This is a genomic window from Lentzea sp. NPDC060358, assembly GCF_042725365.1.
In the GTDB taxonomy this organism is placed as follows: domain Bacteria; phylum Actinomycetota; class Actinomycetes; order Mycobacteriales; family Pseudonocardiaceae; genus Lentzea.
The window spans coordinates 24,043-32,381 of the sequence record NZ_JBHXCW010000075.1; the positions used below are offsets into that span (position 1 = coordinate 24,043).

The window sequence follows — 8,339 nt, forward strand, 5'->3', positions numbered from 1 at the left end:
GCGCTCTCAAGGTTTCTTTCGGTCTTTCTGGTCACGGGAGGTCACATGCTCCGGCGCCGTTCCCTGGCCAGCCAGCTCCTCGCCTGGCAACTCGTAGTCGTCACGCTGCTGCTGGGCGCGGTCGGCGCGCTGACCGTCGTCCAAACGGGCAACAACTTCCGCTCCAACGAGGAACGCCGGATGCTGGCCGTGGCGGAGACGGTGGCGGCGAACCCGCTGGTCGGGGAGCAGATGGGCAACTGGCGGCTGCTGTCCGCGCCCGCCGAGACCGCCCGCAGCCTGTCCGGCGCCTCCTACGTGCTGATCCTCAACGACAAGCGGCTCGTGATCGCCTCGCCGTACCCCGACCAGATCGGGTCCACTCTGGACACCCGCACCACCGCGCTCGAGGGCCGGTCGTGGACGGGCACGGTCCGCGACTCGATCGAGGCGCACGTGCCGGTGTTCGACCCGCTCAGCCGCCGCGTCAACGGCATGGTGATCGCGGGCGCGCAGGACCCCGGCGTCTTCGCCGGCGCGCTGGAGCAGCCCGTCGACGTGCTGCGCTACCTCGCGATCGCGCTGCTGATCGGCGTCACCGGGTCGTTGCTGCTGGCCAGGCGGGTGAAGAACCAGACGCTCGGGCTGGAGCCGCACGAGATCACCGCGCTCGTCGAGAACCGCGAGGCGTTGCTGCACGGCATCCGCGAGGGCGTCGTCGGCCTCGACGGGCAGAACCGGATCACGCTGGTCAACGACCACGCGAGCGACCTGCTGGTGCTGCCGGAGGACGCGGTCGGCCGGTCGGTCGAGGAGCTCGAGCTCAACGACCGGCTGCGCGACGTGCTGACGGGCCGCGCGACCGGCGTCGACCAGCTGGTGCTGCGGCAGGGCGTGGTGCTGACGCTGAACCGCATGCCGATCGACGGCGGCGAGGGCGCGGTCGTGACGCTGCGGGACCGCACGGAGCTGCTGGAGCTGCGGCACGAGCTCGACGCCTCGCAGCACGCCACGGACACGCTCCGCGCGCAGGCGCACGAGTTCGCGAACCGGCTGCACACGATCGCCGGGCTGATCGCGCTCAAGGAGTACGACGAGGTCACCCACTACATCCACCAGATCAGCACGGCGCAGGACCAGTGGCGGTCCGAGGTCAGCTCGTCGATCGGCGACCCCGCCGTGGCCGCGCTGCTGATCGCGAAGGCGTCGCTCGCGGCCGAACGCGGCACGGCGCTGCGGCTGGCGCCCGACAGCGTGCTGGGCCGCGTCGACGACGCGCTGTCCGCGGACCTGGTGATGGTGCTGGGCAACCTCGTCGACAACGCACTGGACGCGCTGGGCTCGCTCGGCACGGTCAACGGAACCGGGAGGTGGATCGAGGTGGGTGTGGTGCAGGGGGACGACGAGGTCCAGGTGGTGGTGCGCGACTCCGGTCCCGGTGTGGCGCCGGAGCTCGCCGAGGAGGTGTTCCGGCACGGGTTCACGACCAAGGCGGCCTCGCACGGCGAGCGCGGCATCGGGCTCGCGCTGATCCGGCGGGCCTGCCTGCGGCGCGGCGGTTCGGTGAGCGTGTCCGGGTCGGTCTTCACGGCAAGGCTGCCCTGGTGATCCGGGTGCTCGTCGTCGACGACGACTTCATGGTGGCCAAGGTCCACAGCGGCTACGTCGCGCGCACCGACGGGTTCGAGGTGGTCGGGGTCGCGCACACGGGCGGCGACGCGCTGCGGCTGGTCTCGTCGCTGAAGCCGGACCTCGTGCTGCTCGACGTCTACCTGCCGGACGTCTCCGGGCTTGAGGTGCTGAAGTCGTTGCGCGCCAACGAGGACGTGGACGTCATCGTGATCACGGCGGCGACCGACGTCGACACCGTGCGCAGTGCGATGCGCGGCGGCGTGCTGCACTACCTGATCAAGCCGTTCGACTACTCGGCGCTGCGCGACCAGCTCGCGCACTTCGCGTCGCTGCGGGAGAGGCTGGGCGGGCTCGCGTCGGCGGGACAGGCGGACGTGGACCAGGTCTTCGGTGCACGGCCCACGTCGAAACCGTTGCTGCCCAAGGGTTTGACGCCGGAGACCGCGCGACTGGTGGAGACCGCGCTGCGGTCGCACCCCGACGGGTTGTCGGCGTCGGAGTGCGCGTCGGAGATGGGCGTGGCACGGGTCAGCGCGCGGCGGTACCTGGAGCACTTCGTGTCGACCGGACGCGCGGAGGTCCGGCTGCGCTACGGCGGAACCGGTCGCCCGGAACGGATCTACGCGCTAGTCCCAGGAGCCTGACCGGCCGCGGCCGCGCTTGGTGTCGGCGCGGCGCTTCTTCGAGGCGATGCGGCGTTCCTGCGACCCCTTGGTCGGCTTGGTCGCCCTGCGCACCGGAGGCGGTGGCGCGGCGGCCGCCCTGAGGACCGCGGTGAGCCGTTCCCTTGCGGCGGAACGGTTCTGCAGCTGGGCGCGGTGCTCGGACGCGGCGATCGTGAGGACGCCGTCGACGAGCCGGCCGGCCAGCCGTTCGAGCATCCGCGCCTTGAGGTGCGCGGGGATCGACGGCGAGGCAGCCAGGTCGAACGAGAGCTCGACACGGCTGTCGGCCGTGTTCACCCCCTGCCCGCCCGGCCCGCCCGACCGGGAGAAGCGCTCGCGCAACTCGGCCGCCGGTACCACCAGCGTCCTCGTCACGGTCACGTCGTCCATGCCACCAGGTTAGAAGGTCAGCCCGGGAAGTGTCGCGATCTTTATCAGGGCGTCGCGGCCGAGGACCGGCTCCGGCCGCGCGACCGGGGCGGTGATGTCCGGCACCGGGGGGTCGTCGCGGAAGGCGCCGAACGGGTCGCTCTGGATCTTGACGACCGTGCCGTCCGGCCGGATCGCCGACAGCACCCACATCCGGGCGCCGTCGTCCCTGCGGTCCAGGTACGTCACCACCTGCGTGGTGCCGACGGTCTCGGTGCGGCAGTCGCGGTCCGGCGCGACCATGCCGCACATGAGCTGGTGGTCGCCGTCGGGACCGGTCAGGACGATCGTGAGCCCGCCGCTGCCCCGCGCGTCGGTCAGCTTCGCCACCGCGTACCGGCGCCCGTCCTTCGAGTAGAACCTCAGTGCCCTGGCCTCGCCCACGTCCTGCGCGGTCACGCCCGGTGGGAGGACGTCCGCGTCGCCCAGGACGCGGGTGAGCACGTCGTCGCGGCCCGCCTGCGTGCCACCGAGGTCGGCGGCGGACGTCGCCTTCTCGGAGGTCCGGCCCGGCAGGACGACGGCCGTGCCGAAGCCGGCCAGCAGCACGAACGCCAGCGCGCCCGCGATCGCCGTGCGCCGGCGGACCAGCTTGCTCCTGCCCCTGCGGATCACCTCGGAGGTGTGGATCCGCGACTCCGGCTCGTCCACCAGCAGGTCGCGCAACGCGGCGAGTCCCTTGGCGGCCTGGCTCTTCACCGTGCCCTCCGTCCTGCCGAGGATGCGGGCGGTCTCGGTGATGCTCAGGTCCTCCCAGTAGCGCAGCACGACGACGGCCCGTTGTCCCGAGGGCAGCGCGGCGAGCGCCTCGCGCAGGTCCAGGTCGGCCGACGTGTCCGTGACGGCGCGTTCGGGCACGGCGTCGACGGTCCGTTCGCGCTGGAAGAACCCGCGCCGGGTCTCGTCGATGGCGGTGCGCACGAGCACCTTGCGGGCGTAGGCGTCGACGCTGTCCTTGCGCACGCGCGACCACGCCACGTAGAGCTTGATCAGCGCGGTCTGGACGATGTCCTCGGCGCGGTGCCAGTCGCCGCACAGCAGGAACGCCGTGCGGCGCATCAGCAGGGCGCGGGCGTCGACGAACTCCCCGAACTCGCGGTCCCGGTCCAAGTTCCCCTCCTCGGTCGTCGTTCAGTACGCGACGACCGGGTCAGGAGGTTGCCTCGGGGAAGCCGGCCGTGGGGGCCGTTCCGAAGAACCGGCGGTAGTCGCGGGTGAACTGCGACGGGCTCGCGAACCCCACGGACGCCGAGATCCTCTGGATGGTGTCCACCCCCTCCGCGACGCGGCGCCGGCCCTCCATCAGGCGCAGGTGCTTGTGGTACGAGCCGGGGGTGGTGCCGGTCGTGGACTTGAAGAGGCGGTACAGCGACGTGGCGCTCATGTTCGCGAGCTCCGCGGCGCGGCGGGTGTCGAGCGGGGCGTCCAGGTTCTGCCGCATCCACGTCGTGACCTGGTGGATGCGGTCGAGGGCGGAGTTGCTCCTCGCCAGTTCCACGAACGCGCCACCGCTCGGCCCGCAGAGCACCCGGTACCAGATCTCCCTCTTCACGCCGTGCGCCAGGATTCCCGCCGCGTCCGGGTCGTGTGCCAGCGCGAGCAACCGGTGCACCGGGTCCAGGACCCGGTCCGGCAGCGGGTGAACGCTAACCGCCTCCGCCGAGGCCGGTGGCACGGTGCCCATCTCGGCGATCAGCCCGGTGACCAGGTGCCGGTCGAAGGGGATCTCCAGGGCGCGGTACGGCTCGTCCTCGGAAGCGACGACCACCTCGGCGAGCGCGGAGGTGTGGACGGCCGTCGTGACCAGGTCTCCCGGACCGTAGGACAGGTTTCCCGACGGCCGGAGGAGGCTCTTCACCCCTTGGAACACCAGGTACAGCATCGGCTCGGCGATCACGGGAAAGGGCGGCACCGGGCTCAGTGCCACGTGGATGCGGACGCCCAGGCCCGGGACATCGGTCGTGTCCCTCGGTGCGAGTGCTGCGAGCTGTCCGCCGATGTCTTCCAGGAGCGCCTTTTCCATGCTGTCCACCGGTCACTTCAGGTGCGTGGCGAACCATTCGAGCACGCGTTCCGGGTGGCGCTGGAAGTGCTGGTAACCGTCCCAGCGCCGGGTGGTGCCGTGGATCCAGAACATGTCCTTCTCCGCCGAGCCGATCGCCGCGAACGCCTCCTCGAGGTCGTGCGGCCTGGTGATCGTGTCGTCGTGGACGCCGTAGGTGAGCGTCGGCATGGTCACCGCCGGAGCCCACGCGCTGACCCTGGTCGACAGGTCGCCGCCGGTGAGCTCCCGGTAGCGGCGTTCGGCCTCGTCGACGTGCTCACCGAGGCCCGCGTTGCCCATGACCGCCTCCAGGAAGACGCGCGGGGACAGCAACAGCGGCGCGACGAGACAGCGCACACCGGCGAAGGCCGACGGGTCGGTGTGGATCGCCCGGAACGTGGCCCCGGAACCCATGCACCGGGCGAACAGCCCCAGGTCCATCGCGGCGAGGTCGGGCCGTGACCGGATGAACTCCATCGTCCCGAGGACGTCACGGGCCTCGAACCGGTTGTTCAGCGACAGTCCGCCGTTGGCAGCGCCGCTGAGCCCGGAGTTGCGGAAGTCGAACGTCAGGACGTTGTACCCGGCGTCGTGCAGGATCCGGTAGTCCTTGATGAAGTCGATCTCGGTGTCGTTCCCCGGCCCGTAGGCGGACTTCCAGGGTTCGACGTGCGAGGGGAACCCGTAGCGGTTGAAACCGAAGGCGTGCATGGACACGATCAGTTTCGCGGACCCCGCGCGGGGGATGAACCAGGCTTCCAGCGGCACGCCGTCCGCGGACGGGTAGGTCACGTCCTGGAATTCGAGGCCCTCGTCCGCGGGAGTGCGCAGGACCGGGGACCGTGCGACGTGGGCGAGGCCTTCGGCGAAGGAATCAACGGAGCGCATGCTCTTCCCGTCTCTCGTGAACGGGACGAACGTACGACCGCGCGGGCGGGCAGGACCAGAGCCGCCGAGTGCAGCTTCTTGCCTGATCCTGCCAAACCCGTCGGGCGGTGGGCGTCAGAAGCGCGGGTGGTCGCCGACGAGCGCGGCGCCGCCCTGCTCCGACTTGGTGATCTCGCCGAGCACCCACGCCGGCACGTGGCGCGCGGTCAGCACGGCCAGCGCGCGGTCGACGTCCTCGGGCGCGACGACGGCGACCATGCCGACGCCCATGTTGAACGCCTTCTCCATCTCCTCGCGCTCCACGCGGCCGCGCTGGGCGACGAGCTGGAAGACCGGCGCGGGCGTCCACGTGCCGCGGTCGAGCTCGGCGTGCAGACCGGCCGGGAGGACGCGGGCGAGGTTCGCCGCGAGGCCGCCGCCGGTGACGTGCGAGAAGCAGCGGACCTCGGTCTCGGCGATCAGCGCGAGGCAGTCCTTGGCGTAGATCTTGGTCGGTTCCAGCATCTCCTCGCCGAGGGTGCGGCCGAACTCCTCGACGTGGCCCTCGAGCGGCATGCGCGCGATCTCCAGCAGCACGTGCCGGGCCAGCGAGTAACCGTTGGAGTGCAGGCCCGACGAGCCCATGGCGATCACGACGTCGCCGTCGCGGACCCGGTCCGGACCGAGCAGCTTCGACTGCTCGACCACGCCGACGCCCGTGCCGGAGATGTCGTAGTCGTCGTCGCCCATCAGGCCGGGGTGCTCCGCGGTCTCGCCGCCGAGCAGCGCGCAGCCGGCCTGGACGCAACCCTCGGCGATGCCCTTGACCAGCGCCGCGATCTTGTCCGGCACGACCTTGCCGACGGCGATGTAGTCCTGCACGAACAGCGGCTCGGCACCGCACACGACCAGGTCGTCCACGATCATGGCGACCAGGTCGACGCCGATGGTGTCGTGCTTGTCGAGCGCCTGCGCGACCGCGATCTTGGTGCCGACGCCGTCCGTCGAGGAGGCGAGCACCGGCTCCTTCCAGCGGTCGAGCTTGAGCTGGAAGAGGCCGGCGAAGCCACCGATGCCACCGAGCACCTCGGGCCGGTGCGCCTTGGCCGCCCACGGCTTGAGCTTCTCCACCGCCTCGTCACCTGCGGCGATACTGACTCCGGCGGCGGCGTAGGTGGCCTTGGCGCTGTCGGTCACGTCAACTTCTTCCACTTGGATCTGGGGTGCCTTTTAGGGACGACGCAGGGCGTCTTCGGCACCATAGCCGTTCGGCAGGACGGGAGCGGCCGAGCCCGACACGCCCTTGAGACCCTCGAGCAGGTGCTTGCCGATGAGGGCGTCCTGCGGCAGTTCGATCGGGTACTCGCCGTCGAAGCAGGCCGAGCACAGCCGCGACTTGGGCTGCTCGGTGGCGGCGATGAGCTGCTCGAGCGACACGTACCCCAGCGAGTCGGCGCCGACCGACCGGCGGATGCCGTCGTCGTCCAGGCCGTTCGCGATGAGCTCCGCGCGCGAGGCGAAGTCGATGCCGTAGAAGCACGGCCACTTCACCGGCGGCGAGGCGATCCGCACGTGCACCTCGAGCGCCCCGGCCTCGCGCAGCATGCGCACGAGCGCGCGCTGGGTGTTGCCGCGCACGATCGAGTCGTCCACGACGACCAGCCGCTTGCCGCGGATGACGTCCCGCAACGGGTTGAGCTTCAGCCGGATGCCCAGCTGGCGGATGGTCTGCGACGGCTGGATGAACGTCCGGCCGACGTAGGCGTTCTTGACCAGGCCCGACCCGTACGGGATTCCGCTGGCCTGCGCGTACCCGATGGCCGCGGGCGTGCCGGACTCCGGCACCGGGATCACCAGGTCGGCCTCGACGGGGTGCTCCTTGGCGAGCCGCCGCCCGATCTCGACGCGGGTGGCGTGCACGCCGCGTCCGGAGATCGTCGTGTCCGGCCGTGCCAGGTAGACGTACTCGAAGATGCAGCCCTTGGGCTCGGGCGTCGCGAACCGGGTCGACCGCAGGCCGTCCTCGTCGATCGCGATGAGCTCACCGGGTTCGACCTCGCGCACGAAGCTGGCGCCGACGATGTCGAGCGCCGCCGTCTCGCTGGCGACGACCCAACCGCGTTCGAGACGCCCCAGCACCAGCGGCCGCACACCGTGCGGGTCGCGGGCGGCGTAGAGGGTGCTCTCGTCGGAGAACGTGAGGCAGTAGGCGCCCTTGACCGCGGGCAGCAGCTCCAGCGCGGCCTGCTCGATGCCCTTGTCGGCCGCCGCGTGGGCGAGCAGGCCGCAGAGGATGTCCGAGTCGGTCGTGGCGCCGTTGCGCTCGACGATGCCCAGCGCCTTGGCCTTCTCCAGCAGCTCGGCGGTGTTCACCAGGTTGCCGTTGTGGCCCAGGCTCAGCGCGCTCCCGGTGGCCGTCGTGCGGAACGTGGGTTGCGCGTTCTCCCAGGTCGTGGACCCGGTGGTGGAGTAGCGGCAGTGGCCGACGGCCACGTGGCCCTTGAGCGACTGCAGGACCTGCTCGTCGAACACCTGGCTGACGAGACCGAGGTCCTTGAAGACGACGACCTGCGTGCCGTCGCCGACGGAGATGCCCGCCGCCTCCTGGCCGCGGTGCTGCAGGGCGTAGAGCCCGTAGTAGGTGAGCTTCGAGACGTCTTCACCGGGAGCCCAGACGCCGAAGACGCCGCACTCCTCACGGGGTTCCTGTTCGGGCTGGGAAC

At 71.0% G+C, this 8,339-nt stretch carries 7 protein-coding genes and 1 pseudogene; 2 read left to right on the forward strand and 6 right to left on the reverse strand.

Translation table 11 applies throughout. The annotated features are described in order from the left end of the window. Positions 1-45 precede the first annotated feature (45 nt). Both ACFWGZ_RS18100 and ACFWGZ_RS18105 read left to right on the forward strand, forming a co-directional pair. A complete protein-coding gene (locus ACFWGZ_RS18100; protein WP_382452663.1) occupies positions 46-1,587 on the forward strand; it encodes an ATP-binding protein in 1,542 nt (513 codons plus the stop codon). Then, positions 1,584-2,255: a response regulator gene (locus tag ACFWGZ_RS18105; RefSeq protein ID WP_382452664.1), complete on the forward strand. Its 672-nt coding sequence runs from the start codon at positions 1,584-1,586 to the stop codon at positions 2,253-2,255. The genes ACFWGZ_RS18100 and ACFWGZ_RS18105 overlap by 4 nt, the downstream gene beginning before the upstream one ends. Here ACFWGZ_RS18105 and arfB read toward each other — a convergent pair. The 6 genes and pseudogenes from arfB to purF all read right to left on the reverse strand — a co-directional run. Further along, on the reverse strand, positions 2,238-2,666 hold the full coding sequence (gene arfB / locus ACFWGZ_RS18110) for an alternative ribosome rescue aminoacyl-tRNA hydrolase ArfB (RefSeq protein WP_382452665.1): 429 nt from the start codon (positions 2,664-2,666) through the stop codon (positions 2,238-2,240). The two genes, ACFWGZ_RS18105 and arfB, sit on opposite strands and share 18 nt — an antisense overlap. 690 nt (positions 2,667-3,356) lie before the next feature. Further along, a pseudogene (locus tag ACFWGZ_RS18115) lies at positions 3,357-3,815 on the reverse strand (SigE family RNA polymerase sigma factor); the annotation flags it as partial. A 40-nt stretch (positions 3,816-3,855) separates the two neighbouring features. After that, a complete protein-coding gene (locus ACFWGZ_RS18120) occupies positions 3,856-4,728 on the reverse strand; it encodes an AraC family transcriptional regulator N-terminal domain-containing protein (RefSeq protein WP_382452666.1) in 873 nt (290 codons plus the stop codon). Between the two features lie 12 nt (positions 4,729-4,740). Beyond that, a complete protein-coding gene (locus ACFWGZ_RS18125) occupies positions 4,741-5,637 on the reverse strand; it encodes an alpha/beta hydrolase (RefSeq protein ID WP_382452667.1) in 897 nt (298 codons plus the stop codon). A gap of 114 nt (positions 5,638-5,751) precedes the next feature. Further along, positions 5,752-6,813: a phosphoribosylformylglycinamidine cyclo-ligase gene (gene purM / locus ACFWGZ_RS18130; protein WP_382452668.1), complete on the reverse strand. Its 1,062-nt coding sequence runs from the start codon at positions 6,811-6,813 to the stop codon at positions 5,752-5,754. A 33-nt stretch (positions 6,814-6,846) separates the two neighbouring features. Further along, the coding region (purF, locus tag ACFWGZ_RS18135) for an amidophosphoribosyltransferase (protein ID WP_382452669.1) at positions 6,847-8,339 on the reverse strand (1,493 nt) is incomplete at its 5' end.

Bases quoted from the DNA above. Each gene is read 5' to 3' on its own strand.
- ACFWGZ_RS18125 (WP_382452667.1), bottom strand. From the start codon at position 5,637: ATGCGCTCCGTTGATTCCTTCGCCGAAGGCCTCGCCCACGTCGCACGG.
- ACFWGZ_RS18100 (WP_382452663.1), top strand. From the start codon at position 46: ATGCTCCGGCGCCGTTCCCTGGCCAGCCAGCTCCTCGCCTGGCAACTC.
- ACFWGZ_RS18120 (WP_382452666.1), bottom strand. From the start codon at position 4,728: ATGGAAAAGGCGCTCCTGGAAGACATCGGCGGACAGCTCGCAGCACTC.
- arfB (WP_382452665.1), bottom strand. From the start codon at position 2,666: ATGGACGACGTGACCGTGACGAGGACGCTGGTGGTACCGGCGGCCGAG.